The 17,281-nt window shown below is 65.2% G+C and carries 14 protein-coding genes and 1 pseudogene; 12 read left to right on the top strand and 3 right to left on the bottom strand.

Annotated elements, in window-relative coordinates; all coding sequences use genetic code 11:
- The 5 genes and pseudogenes from KNN17_RS15145 to KNN17_RS15125 all read left to right on the top strand — a co-directional run.
- Window positions 1–352 (top strand): annotated as a pseudogene (locus tag KNN17_RS15145) (glycogen debranching enzyme); the annotation flags it as partial.
- A complete protein-coding gene (gene treY, locus KNN17_RS15140; protein WP_241709827.1) occupies window positions 349–2,667 on the top strand; it encodes a malto-oligosyltrehalose synthase in 2,319 nt (772 codons plus the stop codon). The pseudogene KNN17_RS15145 and the gene treY, both read left to right, overlap by 4 nt.
- A 58-nt stretch (window positions 2,668–2,725) precedes the next feature.
- On the top strand, window positions 2,726–4,486 hold the full coding sequence (gene treZ, locus KNN17_RS15135; RefSeq protein ID WP_241709826.1) for a malto-oligosyltrehalose trehalohydrolase: 1,761 nt from the start codon (window positions 2,726–2,728) through the stop codon (window positions 4,484–4,486).
- A gap of 78 nt (window positions 4,487–4,564) precedes the next feature.
- On the top strand, window positions 4,565–5,602 hold the full coding sequence (gene mgrA, locus KNN17_RS15130) for an L-glyceraldehyde 3-phosphate reductase (protein WP_241709825.1): 1,038 nt from the start codon (window positions 4,565–4,567) through the stop codon (window positions 5,600–5,602).
- 165 nt (window positions 5,603–5,767) lie between these two features.
- On the top strand, window positions 5,768–6,853 hold the full coding sequence (locus tag KNN17_RS15125) for an inositol-3-phosphate synthase (protein ID WP_078108128.1): 1,086 nt from the start codon (window positions 5,768–5,770) through the stop codon (window positions 6,851–6,853).
- A gap of 110 nt (window positions 6,854–6,963) precedes the next feature.
- Here KNN17_RS15125 and KNN17_RS15120 read toward each other — a convergent pair whose 3' ends face one another.
- From KNN17_RS15120 to mshA, 3 genes are all read right to left on the bottom strand, one after another.
- Window positions 6,964–7,923, bottom strand: coding sequence for a DUF559 domain-containing protein (locus KNN17_RS15120; RefSeq protein ID WP_241709824.1), 960 nt, complete (start codon window positions 7,921–7,923; stop codon window positions 6,964–6,966).
- Window positions 7,924–8,090: 167 nt separating this feature from the next.
- Window positions 8,091–9,785: a formate--tetrahydrofolate ligase gene (locus KNN17_RS15115; protein ID WP_241709823.1), complete on the bottom strand. Its 1,695-nt coding sequence runs from the start codon at window positions 9,783–9,785 to the stop codon at window positions 8,091–8,093.
- A gap of 200 nt (window positions 9,786–9,985) precedes the next feature.
- On the bottom strand, window positions 9,986–11,230 hold the full coding sequence (mshA, locus tag KNN17_RS15110) for a D-inositol-3-phosphate glycosyltransferase (RefSeq protein WP_241709822.1): 1,245 nt from the start codon (window positions 11,228–11,230) through the stop codon (window positions 9,986–9,988).
- A gap of 148 nt (window positions 11,231–11,378) precedes the next feature.
- On the opposite strand from mshA, the gene KNN17_RS15105 reads away from it, so the two are divergent.
- The 7 genes from KNN17_RS15105 (at window position 11,379) to tsaD (ending at window position 17,250) form a co-directional block, all read left to right on the top strand.
- Entirely contained in the window at window positions 11,379–11,909 is a 531-nt protein-coding gene (locus KNN17_RS15105) for a GNAT family N-acetyltransferase (protein WP_372489689.1), read from the top strand.
- A 75-nt stretch (window positions 11,910–11,984) separates the two neighbouring features.
- A complete protein-coding gene (locus KNN17_RS15100; protein ID WP_078108133.1) occupies window positions 11,985–13,091 on the top strand; it encodes a carbohydrate kinase family protein in 1,107 nt (368 codons plus the stop codon).
- A gap of 71 nt (window positions 13,092–13,162) precedes the next feature.
- Window positions 13,163–14,368 carry an alanine racemase gene (gene alr, locus KNN17_RS15095; protein ID WP_372489688.1) on the top strand — a complete coding sequence of 402 codons (1,206 nt, stop codon included), beginning with the start codon at window positions 13,163–13,165 and terminating at the stop codon, window positions 14,366–14,368.
- A gap of 26 nt (window positions 14,369–14,394) precedes the next feature.
- Window positions 14,395–14,970, top strand: coding sequence for a tRNA (adenosine(37)-N6)-threonylcarbamoyltransferase complex ATPase subunit type 1 TsaE (tsaE, locus tag KNN17_RS15090; RefSeq protein ID WP_241709821.1), 576 nt, complete (start codon window positions 14,395–14,397; stop codon window positions 14,968–14,970).
- Window positions 14,970–15,641: a tRNA (adenosine(37)-N6)-threonylcarbamoyltransferase complex dimerization subunit type 1 TsaB gene (gene tsaB / locus KNN17_RS15085; protein WP_241709820.1), complete on the top strand. Its 672-nt coding sequence runs from the start codon at window positions 14,970–14,972 to the stop codon at window positions 15,639–15,641. Before tsaE ends, tsaB begins: the two co-directional genes overlap by 1 nt.
- A 44-nt stretch (window positions 15,642–15,685) precedes the next feature.
- Window positions 15,686–16,126 carry a ribosomal protein S18-alanine N-acetyltransferase gene (gene rimI, locus KNN17_RS15080; RefSeq protein ID WP_078108190.1) on the top strand — a complete coding sequence of 147 codons (441 nt, stop codon included), beginning with the start codon at window positions 15,686–15,688 and terminating at the stop codon, window positions 16,124–16,126.
- The gene (gene tsaD / locus KNN17_RS15075; protein ID WP_241709818.1) at window positions 16,123–17,250 is read left to right on the top strand and encodes a tRNA (adenosine(37)-N6)-threonylcarbamoyltransferase complex transferase subunit TsaD; all 1,128 of its coding nucleotides are present in this window, start codon (window positions 16,123–16,125) and stop codon (window positions 17,248–17,250) included. The genes rimI and tsaD overlap by 4 nt, the downstream gene beginning before the upstream one ends.
- The last annotated feature ends 31 nt before the right edge of the window (window positions 17,251–17,281 follow it).

The following is a 17,281-nucleotide window of genomic DNA, read 5'->3' as shown; positions in this document are numbered from 1 at the left end:
CACGGCCGGCGGCGGAGCGGACACCGAGCCCGTGAAGGCGGAAGCAGTCCTGGGCGTCGGAGCCAAATCACTCGTGGTGTTGAGGGCACACAGCGTTCCGGACACGGACCCCGACCATTCCGTAGCCGCGTCCCTTGCCGCGTTGTCGCAGACTGCCACCACCGAAACGGCCTCCTTGACTGCGCCGGCCACACCGGCACCGTCCACCAATCCTCTCCAGGCCGTACCGGAAGAGGCACCCGGACCGAAGAAGCACCATGCATCGGAGCCAAAGGCTGACCCCGAAACCAAGCCAGCCGCTGCGCCGAAAAAGCCCAGAAAGCCACGCGCCCACAAGAACGGGGGATCATGAGGACTCCCGTCTCCACGTACAGGCTCCAGATCAGGTCCTCGTTCACGCTCCAGGACGCGGCGGCCCTCACCGGATATCTGCGCGAGCTGGGGGTGGATTGGGTATACTTGTCGCCTATCCTGACGGCCGAGGAAGGCTCGGACCACGGTTACGACGTCACGGACCCCTCCACGATTGATGCTTCGCGCGGCGGCGCCGAAGGGCTCGCGGCGCTCTCCAAAGCGGCACGGGAAGCCGGCCTCGGAGTCCTCGTCGATATCGTCCCGAATCACATGGGAGTTGCCTCGCCCCCACAAAATGCCTGGTGGTGGTCCCTCCTCAAGGAGGGCAAGGCCTCCCGCTACGCGGAAGCGTTCGACGTCGACTGGGACTTCGGTGGCGGAAAGCTCCGGCTGCCGGTCCTTGGCAGCGATGACGACCTCGACAAGCTCGAAGTGGTCGACGGCGAATTGCGTTACTTCGACCACCGCTTCCCGTTGGCAGAAGGCAGCTACGCCGAGGGTGATGACGCCACGGACGTCCATGCGCGGCAGCACTACGAGCTGGTCGGCTGGCGCCGGGCCGACGACGAACTGAATTACCGCCGGTTCTTCGCGGTCAACACGCTGGCCGGGATACGCGTCGAAATACCCTGGGTCTTCGAGGAAGCCCACTCGGAGATCGCCCGATGGTTCCGTGACGGGCTTGTGGACGGGCTGAGGATCGACCATCCGGACGGGCTCGCGGACCCCGCCGGGTACCTGGAGCGCCTGAAGGAAACCACGGCTGGCTCCTATCTGCTCGTCGAGAAGATCCTGGAGCCCGGGGAAAGCCTTCCGGAGAACTTCGACTGCGAGGGAACCACAGGTTACGACGCCCTCGCCGACGTCGATCGCCTTTTCGTGGATCCCGACGCCGAAGTGCAGCTTGACGCCTTGGACGGCAGGCTCCGGGGCACCGGTTCGCCCGCCGATTACGAGGCCATGATCCACGGCACCAAGCGCCGTATCACGGACGGCATCCTGCATTCGGAAATCCTGCGGCTCGCGAGGCTCGTCCCGGAATCGCCGGAGCTGCCCCGCCTGGAGGTGGCTGACGCCCTGGCCGAGATCATCGCCTCGTTCCACGTCTACCGGAGCTACCTTCCCGACCGCAAAGACACCCTGGTGGAGGCCGTCGAGCGGGCTGCACGGACCAGGCCTGAGCTGGACCAGATCCTCAAAGCGTTGCTCCCCCTCCTGCTCGACGCCGGCCGTGAACTGGGCCGGCGGTTCCAGCAGACGTCCGGGATGGTCATGGCCAAGGGCGTGGAAGACACTGCGTTCTTCCGTTACACGCGCCTTGGAACGCTGACAGAAGTGGGAGCGGACCCCACGGAGTTCGCGTTGTCCACGGCTGGATTCCACGAACGCATGGCCCGCCGCCAGGCGCTGCTCCCGCTGTCCATGACCACCCTGACCACGCACGACACCAAGCGCAGTGAAGACACCCGCGCCAGGATCTCCGCCATCTCCGAGGCAGTCCCGGACTGGGAAGCCTTCGTGGACCGCATGCAGGAACTGGCGCCGATCCCCGACGGGCCACTTGCGGCGCTCGTATGGCAAGCCATCGCGGGTGCGTGGCCGGCCAGCCGCGAACGCCTCCAGGGTTACGTCGCCAAAGCAGCACGCGAAGCCGGCAACTCCACCAACTGGACGGAGCCGGACGAAGGTTTCGAAGCGAAGCTGGCCTCCGCCGTCGACGCCGTCTTCGACGTGCCGGAGGTGACGGCCGCCCTCGAAGCGTTCGTTGCACTTCTGGACCCGTATGGGACGTCCAACTCACTGTCGGCGAAGATTGTCCAGCTGACCATGCCGGGTGTACCCGATGTCTACCAAGGCACTGAGTTTTGGGATCGATCACTCACCGACCCCGACAACCGGCGCGCGGTCGACTTCGAACGGCGGAGGGCAGCACTCGCCGCCCTCGACGCCGGTGTCCAGACTGAAGCGCGGGACGAGTTGGCCAAGCTTCTGCTGACGTCCCGGGCACTGCGCCTACGACGCGACCGGCCGGAGCTTTTCGGTGGTTACAGTCCCGTCATGGCAGAGGGGCCCGCAGCCGAACACTTGGTCGCCTTCGACCGCGGCACCGCTTCCGACGGTGGCGGTGCCATCACTTTGGCTACCAGGCTGCCGCGGAAACTTGAGCGAAACGGGGGGTGGGAGGAAACTTTCATTCGGCTCGGGAGCGCGGTCCGGGATGAGCTCACAGGCAACAGTTACGCCCCGGGCGAGGTGCCCGTCGCAAGGCTGCTGCAGAGGTACCCGGTGGCTTTGCTCGTACCCATTGGCTAGCCAAAGCACCGACAAATGCGGGCCAACGAAGCCCGGACGAGACGATTGAGGGGGAGCGATGGCCGAGAAGACCAACGTGGGAAAACGGTTCGATGTATGGGCCCCGTTCGCAGAGTCAGTGACTCTGCTGGCGGACGGTCAGCACCACGAAATGCGATCGCACGACGACGGCGGCGGCGCGGGCTGGTGGGTGGCGGACGTACCCCGGTTGGCCGGGACTGATTACGGCTATCTGGTGAACGGGGAGGGACCGTTTCCCGATCCCAGGTCGCAGCGCCAGCCGGACGGAGTCCATGATCTTTCCCGCACCTTCGACTCCTCGTCTTATGCCTGGAAAGATTCGGATTGGGCAGGACGCGGGCTCGGCGGCGCGGTCATCTATGAGCTCCACCTCGGGACCTTCACTCCGGAAGGCACCCTCGACTCAGCCGCCGAAAAGCTGGACTACCTCGTTGACCTGGGAATCGACTTCGTGGAGCTCCTGCCGGTCAATGCCTTCAACGGCCCCCACAACTGGGGGTACGACGGCGTGCTGTGGTTCGCCGTCCACGAGGGCTACGGGGGGCCGGAGGCCTATCAGCGATTCGTGGATGCGGCGCATGCCGTCGGACTCGGCGTGATCCAGGATGTGGTCTACAACCATCTGGGCCCCAGCGGGAACTACCTACCGAAATTCGGCCCCTACCTGAAGTCCGGCGAAGGCAACACGTGGGGCGACTCGGTGAACCTGGACGGCTCCGGCTCCGACGAAGTCCGGCAATACATCCTGGACAACGCCGCCATGTGGTTGGATGACTTCCACGTTGACGGGCTGCGCCTCGACGCCGTCCATGCCCTCCGCGATGAGCGGGCCGTCCATATCCTGGAGGACCTCGCCAGCCTCGCGGATGGCATCGAAGCCGAAACCGGCGTCCCCAAGACCCTGATCGCGGAATCGGACCTGAACAATCCGCGCCTCATTTACCGCCGGGATACCAACGGCTACGGACTGGACGGACAGTGGAGCGACGATTTCCACCACGCCGTGCACGTGAACCTCACCGGGGAGACGGCTGGCTACTACGCGGATTTCGATTCCTTGGGCGCACTGGCGAAGGTGCTTGAACACGGTTTCTTCCATGACGGGAGCTACTCTAGCTTTCGCGGCAGGCATCATGGCCGGCCCATCCGGCCGGGGCTGGTTCATCCTGCCGCGCTGGTGGTCTGCAACCAAAACCACGATCAAATCGGAAACCGCGCCGCCGGTGACCGCCTGAGTTCGAGCCTGTCCTACGGCAGGCTGGCGCTCGCCGCCGTGCTGACTATGACGTCGCCGTTCACCCCGATGCTCTTCATGGGCGAAGAATTCGGCGCGTCCACGCCGTGGCAGTTCTTCACCTCGCATCCCGAGGAATGGCTGGCGGAGGCCACAGCGACGGGCCGGCTCAAGGAATTCGAACGGATGGGCTGGGACCCTGCGTTGGTGCCCAACCCCCAGGATCCGGAGACGTTTGAACGCTCCAAGCTCAAGTGGGAGGAAGCCCACGACGGCGATCACGCCCGATTGCTGGACCTTTACCGGGCGTTGGCGAAGCTCAGGCGCTCGACGCCGGAGCTCGCCGGGGGCGGGTTCGCCGACACCCACGTCGACTTCAGCGAAGAGGACAAATGGCTGGTTCTCAGCCGGGGCGCCGTGCGGGTAGCCTGCAACTTCGGGGACCAGACCCTGACGAAGGCTATGGACGGCGAAGTCTTGCTTGCCACGGAGTCTTCGGCCGCCGTCGGGAACGGAAAGCTGACGCTCCCGGGGGAGAGCGCCGCCGTCGTGCGCCTTAGCTGACAGCGAGCCGGAAGGTGACCGCGCCCACATGGCGGACATTGCGCTTCGAGCCTCGAAGGCGGTGGCAGGATGGTACGTATGACTTATTCGGCTGCGGAAAACCGCTATGAAACCATGCCCTACCGCCGCGTCGGACGCAGCGGCCTCAAACTTCCCGCGATCTCGCTGGGACTATGGCATAACTTCGGCGACGACAAGCGTTTCGAAGAGCAGCGCGCCATCCTCCGCAGGGCCTTCGACCTGGGGATCAACCACTTCGACCTCGCCAACAACTACGGTCCGCCGGACGGTTCGGCTGAAACGAACTTCGGCCGCCACCTGAAGGACGACTTCAAGCCGTACCGCGACGAACTCGTCATTTCCACCAAGGCCGGCTACTACATGTGGCCGGGCCCCTACGGAGAATGGGGCTCCCGCAAGTACCTTCTCTCCAGCCTGGACCAGTCGCTCCAGCGCATGGGACTGGACTACGTGGACATCTTCTACAGCCACCGTCCCGATCCCGAAACCCCGCTGGAAGAAACCATGGGCGCCCTGGACCACGCCGTCCGTTCGGGCAAAGCGCTCTATGCCGGGATCTCTTCGTACACCCCGGACCAGACCCTTGAGGCGGCCCGCATCCTCAAGGAGATGGGCACGCCGTTGCTTATCCACCAGCCCAGCTATTCCATGCTCAACCGCTGGACCGAGAACGGTACGCCCAACCTCTACGAAACGCTTGACCAGGTTGGCGCGGGATCCATCGCCTTCTCCCCGCTGGCTCAGGGAATGCTCACCAACCGCTACCTGAACGGCATCCCGGCCGACTCGCGTGCCGCCAAGGAACGGTTCTTGTCCGAATCAGCGCTGACCGAGGAAAAGCTGAGCCGGGTGCGTGGCTTGAATGCCATCGCCGAAGGGCGCGGCCAGACCCTCGCCCAGATGGCTATCGCCTGGATCCTGCGCGAGCAGCCCAAGGGTTCGCCTGTGACATCGGCATTGGTGGGCGCGTCAAGCGTCGCCCAGCTGGAGGACACTGTGTCCGCGATCAACAACCTCGGCTTCACGTCGGAGGAACTGACAGCAATTGACGAGTTCGCCGTCGAATCCGACATCAATCTGTGGGCGCAGAAGTAGATTCGCAAACTTAATTCACGAGCGGGGCCGGCCGGGAACAAAGCCGGCCCCGTTCGGGTTGGTTACAATGCAAAGAGCGTCGAATGGCGCTGTGCCTTTAAGACGCCGTCCTGCACTCAGGTACGGACGCGCAAGGCACCTGAGGTTAGTTCTCAAAGGAGTTCCGTGTCTTCACATCCGATTCGTGTCGCCATTGTCGGCGTAGGTAACTGCGCCGCTTCGCTGGTCCAAGGTGTCCACTACTATCGCGATGCCGACCCCCAGGCCACGATTCCGGGTCTGATGCATGTAGAGTTCGGCAAGTACCACGTCAACGACGTCCAGTTCGTCGCTGCCTTCGACGTCGACAGCAAGAAGGTCGGCCTCGACCTCGCTGACGCCATCGGCGCCAGCGAAAACAACACCATCAAGATTGCCGACGTCCCCTCGACGGGCGTGACCGTGCAGCGCGGCCACACCCTGGACGGCTTGGGCAAGTACTACCGCGAGACCATCGTGGAGGCTCCGGAAGAAGCAGTGGACATCGTCGCCGCACTGCGCGAAGCCAAGGCCGACGTCATGGTCTGCTACCTGCCCGTCGGTTCCGAGGACGCTGCACACTTCTATGCGCAGTGCGCCATCGACGCCGGTGTTGCCTTCGTCAACGCCCTGCCGGTCTTCATCGCGGGCACCAAGGAATGGGCCGACAAGTTCACCGCCGCCGGTGTGCCGATCGTCGGCGATGACATCAAGAGCCAGATCGGCGCCACCATCACGCACCGCGTCATGGCCAAGCTCTTCGAAGACCGCGGCGTCACGCTGGACCGCACGTACCAGCTGAACGTCGGCGGCAACATGGACTTCAAGAACATGCTGGAGCGCGACCGCCTGGAATCCAAGAAGATCTCCAAGACCCAGGCTGTGACCTCCAACGTCGAGGCCGTCCTGCACGCCGACGACGTCCACATCGGGCCGTCCGACTACGTCGCCTGGCTCGATGACCGCAAATGGGCGTTCGTCCGCCTCGAAGGCCGCAACTTCGGCGATGCCCCGGTGTCCCTGGAATACAAGCTCGAGGTCTGGGACTCCCCGAACTCTGCCGGCGTGATCATCGACGCCATCCGCGCCGCCAAGATCGGCCTGGACCGCGGTATCGGCGGCCCGCTGCTCTCGGCTTCGAGCTACTTCATGAAGTCCCCGCCGGAGCAGTTCAACGACGACCTCGCCCGCGAAAAGGTCGAGGCCTTCATCCGCGGCGACGTGGAGCGCTAAACGCCCGCTCACCTATGTGGGGTTTTGGCCGGACGCCCGCTCACCTATGTGGGGTTTTGGCCGGACGCCCGCTCACCTTCAGGTGAGCGGGCGTCCGCCGTTTAAGCTCACTACACGGCACTTGCAAACCCGGATGCGACGGCAGGATCGACCCACGCTGATCGCAGCGCCTTCTTGATCTTCTTGGTGGCCAGCTCGAATCCATCTGCCAGATCGTCCTTGCGGAACACGAGGACGGTCCACCCGGCAGCTTCGAAGGCTTTGTTCCGGCGTCGATCACTAAGTGTCTGGGCCTCCGCGAGGTGATGGCCGCCGTCGTACTGAATGGCGACCCGCCTGTGGCGGAACCCCAAATCCGCCGACGGCGAGAACGGATCGTCACTTCGCAAGCCGAGCTGGAGTTCGGGTTCGGGGATTCCCGCGTCGAGCATGGCCAAGCGAAGCAGGGACTCCGGGGGAGAGTCCGCGCCCACGCGCATCAGTTCGAGCGCCTGCCGGGCACGCACGACGCCCTGTAAATTTGGATGCCGTTCGACCAAGGCGCGCAGTCCTTCGAGGGTGGCGAAGGGTGTGTCCCTCCCTTCCAGCGCCTGGCGGGGTACGCGAATCAGCTCGTCGCCCATACAGACGAGGTAGTCCAAAGGCAGCAGCCGGGCCATGTCCAGCCAAGTGCGGGGCCGGGTGCTGATCCATATTCCGTCAACGGATTCGACCTCGTCCTCGGCCGCGATCACTCTGTGCCCGATCACGCCCATGCGGCGGGCTCCGGGCAACGATCGCGGTTTGCTGAGGTGCAGCTCCGTCGAATCGGCAAGCCAGGGCGGAAGGCTGGAGCAGCGAAGGCGCGCCGCCGTCACGTGCGAGATCCAGGCACCGGGGGTGGCGGCCGACAGCGCACGGGCGGCTGCCTCCAGATCGAAGTCCCAGCCGCTCGGACGGTAGAGGTTACGGCTGACGCGCTCGACGTCGGCGCGAAGCAGGCGGCCGCGCGGGACGCCCCGGGCTTGGGCCTCGGCGAGCGTGAACGGACCTGAAAGCAGTTCAGTGGGAAGGGCAAACTCGTTTCGCATACCCGCATTGTTGCTCAAAGGGGCGGGTGCTCGCAGAAGTTATCCACAGGCCCGGGATTCGGCCGAGGGTCCGGCCGCCTTCAGGTGCCACAGGTGAGCGAGCGTCCCGCGAAAGGGCCATATATGTGAGCGAGCGTCCCGTGAAAGGGCATATAGGTGAGCGAGGGTCAGAAGAGGCCCACCGGGTTGCCGTGCTCATCGACGTCCATTCGCATCGCGGCGGGCTCCTTGGGCAAGCCGGGCATGGTCATGACCGCGCCGGTCAGTGCGACGATGAAGCCCGCCCCGGTCTTGGGAATCAGCTCGCGGACATGCACCGTAAATCCCTTGGGGGCACCCAACTGGGAGGCGTCGTCGGTGAATGAATATTGGGTCTTTGCCATGCAGACGGGCATCCCGCTCCAGCCATTTTTCCGGATGTCCGCGAGGCGCCTGAGCGCGGGGACTGAGAACTCCACACCGTCGGCGCCGTAGATTTCCTGGACTATCGTGCGGATCTTGTCCTCCACTGACAGGCTCAGGGGATACAAATGACGGAAGTCCGACGGCGTTGCTGCCGCCAGCACTGCGGCGACCTTCGCCGCAAGCTCGTCGCCGCCGTCGCCGCCTCCACCTCTGCCCCAGACATCCGCCACCGCTGCCTGCACTCCCTCCCGGGCGCACCAGGCCAGCAGCCAGTCGAGCTCTTCTGTTGTGTCCGTCGCGAACTTGTTGATGGCAACGACCGGGGTGACGCCAAACTTCTCGATATTGTGCACATGCCGTTTCAAGTTTTCGACGCCGGCAGCGAGCGCCTCCACGTTCGGCTCCTTGAGAAGCTCCTTCGGGATGCCCCCCTGCATCTTCAACGCCCGGATAGTTGCGACCACGACGACGGCGGACGGCGCCACGTCCGCGATGCGCGACTTGATGTCCATGTACTTTTCGGCCCCAAGGTCGGCGCCGAATCCCGCTTCCGTGACCACGATATCGGCGAGCTCCTGGGCCGTTTGTGTGGCGATGAGAGAGTTGCAGCCGTGTGCGATGTTGGCGAACGGCCCGCCATGCACCAGGGCCGGCGTCCCGGCGATGGTTTGAACGAGGTTCGGTTTGATAGCGTCCTTCAGCAGCATGGTCAGTGCGCCCTGGACACCGAGATCAGCCACGGTGACCGGCCGCCGGTCATAGCTGTATCCGAAGGTGATGCGGCCGAGGCGCTCGCGGAGATCATCCAAGTCCGTCGCGAGGCAGAAGACGGCCATGATTTCGGACGCCACGGTGATGTCGAAGCCGTCCTGCCGCGGGACTCCTTGAGCGGGCCCGCCCAGGCCGATGATGACTTCGCGCAGCGAGCGGTCGTTCATATCGAGGACCCGTTTGAACGTCATGCGGCGGGGGTCGATGTTGAGCTCGTTGCCTTGGAAGATGTGGTTGTCCACGAGGGCCATGAGGGCGTTATTGGCGGACGTGATTGCGTGGAAGTCGCCGGTGAAATGCAGGTTGATCTCGTCCATGGGAAGAACCTGGGAGTAGCCGCCACCGGTCGCTCCTCCCTTCATGCCCAGGATCGGCCCAAGGGAGGGTTCGCGCAGCGCGATCATCACGCGGTGGCCAGCCCGTGCCAAGGAATCGGCAAGGCCCACCGTGGTTGTGGACTTTCCCTCGCCCGCCGGCGTCGGGGACATGGCCGAGACGAGGACGATCTTGCCGGCGCGTTTGGCCGCCGGGAGACGCAGTTTGGCAGGATCGATCTTCGCCTTGAACCGGCCGTACAGTTCCAGGGCATCGACGTTGATCCCGGCACGCTCTGCGATTTCCACGATGGGACGTATCGCCGCACTCCGGGCAATGTCGAGGTCGCTCAAGATCTTGTTTTCAGACATCCTTGTCCTCAACTCCTCGGGAACACTGTCCGCGACAATCTATCAGTCGTGCCCCGATAGGTGAGCGAGGGTTTGGGGGATTGCGGCGATAGGTGAGCGAGGGTTTGGGGGATTGCGGCGATAGGTGAGCGAGGGTTTGGGGGATTGCGGCGATAGGTGAGCGAGGGTTTGGGGGATTGCGGCGATAGGTGAGCAGGCGTTTAGCTTGGGCGGACAAGGACGGCGCCGATGGCGGAGTGGTAGCTCTCAAGCGTGATGGCTGCCGTCCTTTGCCAGCCGAAGGCCTCCGCATGGACGGCAGCGGCGCGGCCCATGTCTTCGCGGGTACGGGGATCGTCGTACAAGGCTTCGATGACGTCGGCCCAGCGCGAGGGATCGTGGCCGTCAACCAAAATGCCCGTGCGACCGCCGGCAACGGCGCGGGACAGGCCGCCCACGTTGGTGGCCACCACCGGGGTGCCGCAGGCCTGCGCCTCGAGGGCAACAAGCCCGAACGATTCGCTGAAGGATGGCATCACCACGACGTCGGCTGAACGAAACCAGCCCGCCAGCTTCGGCGCCTTGACCGGCGCGCGGTGGGTGACGACGTCGTCCAGCCCCGCGGCAGTGATGAAGGACTGCAGATTGAAGTCCTTGGCGCCGCTCAAGGCACCGAGGATGGTCAGTTCGAGGTCGATGTCGGGCCGCCTCTTGCGGAGGATTCCCGCAGCCTCGACGAAGACCTGCGGTCCCTTGAGCCGCTGGATGCGTCCGGCGAAGAGCAGGTGGAAACTGCCGGGCCGCACGCCAAGCTCGGCGCGGGAACGGGCCCGGAATGCGGGCGTGAACACCGTGAGGTCGACGCCGGGGGGAGCGATGTCGATGTGGTCGAAGTCGGCGTTGTAGTGCGAGACGAGTTCCTGGGCTTCCGCGGGAGTGTTGGCCACGAGCCGGGTGGCTCCATCCACGATCCTCTGTTCGCCGTCTTCACGCAGGCGCGGTTCAGGCCGCTCGCCGGATTCGAGCACCAGGTTCTTGACCTTCGCCATCGTGTGCATCGTGTGGATCAGCGGCACGTTCCACAATGCGGACAGCTCAAGGCCGGCCACGCCGGATACCCAGTAGTGCGAATGGATCGCGTCGTAACGTCCGTGCGGTTGCCGCTGCCGGATCCTCTCGATCTCGGCAACCATCGTGTGGAGGAGATCGGGAAGTTCCTCCTTGGGCAGCTTCCGGGGCGGGCCTGCCAGCACGTTGTGGACGCAGACGCCGGGACCGGGGTGTTCGACGGCGGGCTGCCCGGCGGACGTCGAACGCGTGAAGATCTCCACCTCAACGCCAACATCCGCCAAAGCCATGGCCAACGCCCGGACGTACACATTCATGCCGCCCGCATCGCCCGAACCCGGCTGCTCCATAGGAGAAGTGTGGAGTGACAGGAAGGCCACGCGACGGATCAACGACACCGCTACCTCCTGTATCGAACGCAATTCAACAAGTTCCGCAAAGTGATAGATCCTCTGCGTCCCAGCGAAAACACTACTCCTGACCTCCACGGCATTGCAGCCAGCCTGCAGGGCCGGCCGTGGATGGCGGGCTGATACCGTAACGAACGTGAGCCACTCAAACAGCGAAGCAGGAACGCCGGCGGCCGTTAGCTACGAGATCCGGCCCGCCGAGGCAAGCGACTGGCCCGGGATCTGGGCCGTCCTGGAACCCGTGATCCGGGCGGGGGAGACCTTCACCTGGGACCGCGACACTAGCGAAGAAGCTGCAAGGAGCAAATGGTTGAAGGAAGCGCCCGGCCTGACCTTTGTGGCAGTGCGCGACGGCGACGTGCTGGGTACCGGTGAACTGCACGCCAACCAGGGCGGAGGCGGAAGCCACGTGGCCAACGCCGGCTACATGGTCCGTGCCGACCAGGGCGGGCAGGGAATCGCTCGAGCACTGTGTGCCTATTCCTTGGTTGCCGCCCGGGATGCCGGGTTCAAGGCCATGCAGTTCAACGCCGTCGTCGAGAGCAACGTCCGTGCTGTGGGCCTGTGGCAGTCCATGGGCTTCCGTATCCTGGCGACGATCCCCGGGGCCTTCCAGCATCCAACCCTTGGCTACGTTGGGCTGCACGTCATGTACCAGGAGCTTTAGCCCGGTCCGCGATTCGTCCGGTCCGCGCCGGGCTAAAGCTATGCACAATCGTGGCCGCGGCGTAGTCTGCCGTGCATGGACGCAACGCCCAGGGCCCGATTCGATCCCCTCGCCGCGATCCGTGACGATGCGCCGGGGGAGGGGGCCAACCCAGGTTGCGACCTCCTGCTGACTGGCACCGTGTTCCAGGACATTATCTTTACCGGACTGGACCGCAGCCCTGAACCGGGGACCGAAGTGTGGAGCCAAGGTATGGGGACCTGCCCTGGTGGCGTGGCCAACCAAGCGATCGCGGCTGCGCGGCTTGGACTGCGGACCAGCCTCGCTGCGGCCTTCGGGGATGACGGATACGGGGACTTCAACTGGCGGATCCTGGAAAGCCAGGAGCACGTGGACCTCTCCCTGTCCAGGCGGTTCGAAGGCTGGCATTCCCCGGTCACTGTCTCCTTGTGCGTCGATCAGGATCGTTCCATGGTCACCCACGGACATCCCTCGCCCATGAGCGCTTCGGAACTGATTGGCGAGCCGCCCAAGGCGCTCGCCGCCGTCGCGGACCTCGGCGAGGAGCCAGAGCCCTGGATGCTGGCGGCAAGGAGAGCTGGCGTCAAACTCTTCGGCGACGCCGGATGGGATCCGACGGGAGAATGGTCTTCCAGGCGGCTCGACCAGCTCGGCAATTTCCACGCCTTCATGCCGAACCAACGGGAAGCGATGGCCTTCACCGGCAAGGACAACCCCTGGTCTGCCCTCTACACCCTCGCCGACCGGGTTCCGGTGGCTGTAGTGACGCTGGGAGCACAGGGAGCCATGGCCGTGGATTCCGAAACCGGTGAGGAGGAGTGGGTGCCGTCCCTTCCTGTGACGGCGTACGACCCCACCGGTGCGGGCGACTGCTTCGGTGCGGCGTTTGTTGTGGGCTGCCTCGCCGGATGGCCTTTGGGGGACCGGCTCCGTTTTGCCAATCTATGTGCCTCGCTGGCGGTACAGGAAGTGGGCGGCTCGCTGGCTGCACCTGGTTGGGGAGACATCGCCGATTGGTGGCAGCGCGCCAACGCCCGGCGGGAGCGGCAGTCCAGCCAGTGGCTCAAACGGTTCGCCTTCCTCGAGGACATTGTGGGGGATGTCCCGCCCGGGGCCCAACGTCGTGCGACGGCCACGATCGCCCACAACTCGGATGCTTGAGCGGCGCCCACCCCAGTCAACCCGCCCGCTCCAGTCAACCCGCATGTCGTCGCGGCACTAGAATCGTGAGGGTGACTTACGAAGCAGCTGCCAGTTTCGAGCCCTTGAAAAGATCGGGTTCGGCAACGGTCCTCGAACGATCAGCCGTCATTGACCTGGACGCCATCCGGCACAACGTACGCCAGTTCGTGGCCATTGCCTCGCCCGCAAGCGTCATGGCCGTGGTCAAGGCCGACGCCTACGGCCACGGCGCGGTGCAGGTGGCGCGGGCAGCCCTCGAAGCCGGCGCCCGCTGGCTCGGTGTTGCCCACATTTCGGAGGCTTTGGCGCTGCGTGCTGCTGGAATAGACGCCCCCATGCTGGCCTGGCTGCACACCAGCCAAAGCAACTTCCAAGCGGCGGTTGCCGCCGGCGTCGACGTCGGGATTTCCGGCTGGGAGCTGGACGCGGTGGTCGCCGCGGCACGCGAGCAGGAACGCCCGGCCCGCATCCACCTCAAGGTTGACACCGGCCTGGGGCGCAACGGCTCCACGATCGCCCAGTGGGACCGTGTGGTGGGCCAGGCCATGGAGTACCAGGACGAGGGCCTGCTGCGCGTGGTGGGCATCTTCTCGCACTTGGCTGTGGCCGATGAGCCCCACCGTCCCGAGACCGATGAACAGTTGGCAGCCTTCCGGGAAGCGATTGCCGTGGCGGAGGACGCCGGAGTGGACACCGAAGTCCGGCACCTGGCCAACACGCCCGGTACGCTGTCGCGCCCGGATGCCCACTTCGACCTCGTCCGCGTCGGGCTCGGGCTCTACGGGCTGTCACCTTTCGAAGGACAAAGCTCGGCGGAACTCGGCCTGCGCCCCGCCATGACGGTGCGCACCCTCGTTTCCAACTGCAAGCGGGTGCCCGAAGGCCAGGGGGTGTCCTATGGCCTCAACTACCGGACGTCCAGCGAGAGTTCCTTGGGCCTGATCCCCCTCGGCTACGCGGACGGCGTGCCGCGCATCGCCACCGGCGGACCGGTGCGGGTCAACGGAGTCAACTACCCCGTGGTCGGCCGCATCGCGATGGACCAGATGGTCATCGACCTGGGGAAGCCGGTAACAGACGAAGCCGGCTGGCTGGGTGCCGAAGCCGTCATGTTCGGTGACGGCGCCGGCGACGGCCCGACGGCGGACGACTGGGCCGCCGCGGCGGGAACCAATAACTATGAGATTGTCACGCGCATCAGCCCGCGCGTGCCTCGCATCTACATCAATGAGATCCCGGGGACGGATGCCCGGTGAGCGGGCCGTCGATTAGTAAGGCCCCGTTGACTGAGGCCTTGTGGGAACGGACGGTCAAGGTCGCGACGGCGGAGCAGACGCATGCTTTGGGTTCGGCGCTCGCCGGGGTCCTTGAGCCCGGTGACCTGCTCGTCCTGACAGGCGAACTCGGTGCCGGCAAGACCACTTTCACGCAGGGACTCGGCGAAGGACTGGGTGTCCGGGCAGGCATCATTTCACCTACGTTCGTCCTGGTGCGCATCCACCCGAACCTGCCGGACGGGCCGCGCCCCGGCGGTCCCGACCTGGTCCACGTCGATGCCTACCGGCTGGGGTCCGCCGCGGAAATCGACGACATCGACCTCGAAAACACCATGGACAGCTCCGTGACGGTTGTCGAATGGGGGCGGGAGCGCGTGGAACACCTTTCGGATAGCCGCCTGGACATCGAGATGCACCGGACGGTGGGGGGAGCGGAGGCGGCGGTAACCCGCCCGGAGGCGGGCCACGACGCCGTACTGGACTTCGACCCCGAAGACGACGACGAACCCCGCACCATCGTTTTCCGCGGCTTTGGCCCTCGTTGGAGCGCCGTGCCCGAAATACTGGAGGAGAACGCCTGATGCTGATCTTGGCCATTGATACGTCGGCCGTGGCGAGTGCGGCACTCATCTCGGACGATGCCATGGAGGGCGTGGTGGAATCCTTCGCCACGGAGGACACCCGCAGCCACGCTGAAGTCCTGGCGCCAGGCATCGAGAAACTCCTGGGCGACGCAGGCGTAAGCGGTGCAGACCTCGACCTCATCGTCACCGGCGTCGGCCCCGGGCCGTTCACGGGGCTTCGCTCGGGGATTGCGACCGCCCGCACTTTGGCGTTTGCGTGGAACAAGCCTCTTTTCGGGCTCATGAGCCTGGATGCGATCGCTTTGGAAGTGGCAGAGTCAACAGAGGCGCAGGCAGAGTTCCTGGTGGCCACGGACGCCCGTCGCAAGGAGGTCTACTGGGCGCGCTACACGCTCACGGAAGGCCAACTTCCGCAACTCGTGGACGGTCCGCACGTCGGGTTCGCCTCGGAGTTGCCCGATCTACCGGTCTTCGGCGCCGGCGGCGGCATCTACGCGGATGTCGTCAACGCGAACGGGGAATTCAGCACCACCCAGCCCGACGCAGCCTCGTTGGGCCAGTTCGCCATGGCCTTGCTCACAGCGGGCGAAAAGCTGCCGGACTCCACACCCTTGTATTTGCGGGAATCCGACGCGCAAGTGCCCGGCCCCAGGAAGCGTGCCTTGTGAACCCCACATACCAATTCAAGCTCGACGGCGTGACCTTGCGTAACATGACCCCTGACGACGTCACCGCGGTCGAGGTCCTCGAGCGCCGGCTCTTCCCGGTGGACGCGTGGCCGATGCAGATGTTCTTCGACGAACTTGCCCAGATAGATACCCGCCGTTACGTCGTGGCCGAAGCCGACGGAAAGATCGTGGCCTACGCCGGGCTCATGTGCATCGAGCCGATCGCGGACGTCCAGACAATCGCCGTCGTGCCCGAATTCGAAGGCAGGGGAATTGGCTCCGCCATCCTCACGGAACTGATCGAAGAGGCCCGACGGCGGGGCGCGGTGGAAGTGCTCCTGGAGGTCCGCGCGGACAATCCACGAGCGCAGGCACTGTACGTGCGGTTCGGCTTCGAGCAGATCCACGTGCGCAGGCGGTACTACCGCGACGGCACGGACGCCCTCATCATGAGGTTGACATTGACTGAAGGAATACCGGCATGAACCACCCCGGCCACGTGAACCAGCCCGGCACCGTCCAGCCGCTCGTGCTGGGGATCGAATCCTCCTGCGACGAAACCGGCGTCGGGATCGTCCGCGGAACCACGCTACTGACCAACACGGTGTCTTCCTCGATGGATGAGCACGTCCGTTTCGGCGGCGTCATTCCGGAGATCGCTTCGCGCGCGCACCTGGACGCTTTTGTTCCCACGCTGCAGGAGGCCTTGCACGAAGCGGGGGTGGCGCTGGACGATATCGACGCCATCGCCGTGACCTCCGGACCCGGCTTGGCGGGCGCGCTCATGGTGGGCGTCTGCGCGGCCAAGGCGCTCTCTGTTGCCACGGGCAAGCCGCTCTACGCGATCAACCACTTGGTGGCGCACGTCGGCGTCGGGCTCCTTGACGGTGCCGGTGGCGGCACGGGGGGACTCGGTTCAGGCGCTCGGCTGCCGGAAAATCTCGGAGCGCTGCTCGTTTCGGGCGGACACACCGAAATCCTGCGCATCCGCAGCATCACCGACGACGTCGAGATGCTTGGCTCCACCATCGACGACGCCGCAGGCGAGGCGTACGACAAAGTCGCCAGGCTCCTGGGCCTTGGCTACCCGGGCGGACCGGCCATCGACAAAGTCGCCAAGCACGGCAACGCCAAGGCCATCCGTTTCCCGCGCGGCCTGACGCAACCGAAGTACATGGGGACCGCGGAGGAACCGGGACCCCACCGCTACGATTGGTCCTTCAGCGGGCTCAAGACCGCCGTCGCGCGCTGTGTCGAACAATTCGAAGCCCGGGGCGAGGACGTTCCCGTTGCCGATATCGCCGCCGCGTTCCAGGAGGCGGTGGTGGACGTCATCACGTCCAAGGCTGTGCTGGCCTGCAAGGAGAACCGCATCACGGATCTCCTGCTGGGTGGTGGCGTCGCTGCCAACTCCCGGCTCCGTGAACTGACAGGGCAACGCTGCGGCGCGGCGGGGATCACCCTGCATGTGCCGCCGCTGTCACTGTGTACCGACAACGGAGCCATGGTCGCTGCACTGGGCTCGCAGCTCATCATGGCCGGAATCGGTCCCAGCGGCGTTGCCTTCGCTCCGGATTCCTCCCTGCCGGTGACCACGGTTTCGGTGTAGGCGCGGGACCCTGCCGGTGGCCGGACAGCAG

This window comes from Arthrobacter bambusae (assembly GCF_022606295.1).
In the GTDB taxonomy this organism is placed as follows: Bacteria; Actinomycetota; Actinomycetes; order Actinomycetales; family Micrococcaceae; genus Arthrobacter; species Arthrobacter bambusae_A.
This window is presented reverse-complemented; position numbering and strand designations above follow the sequence as displayed.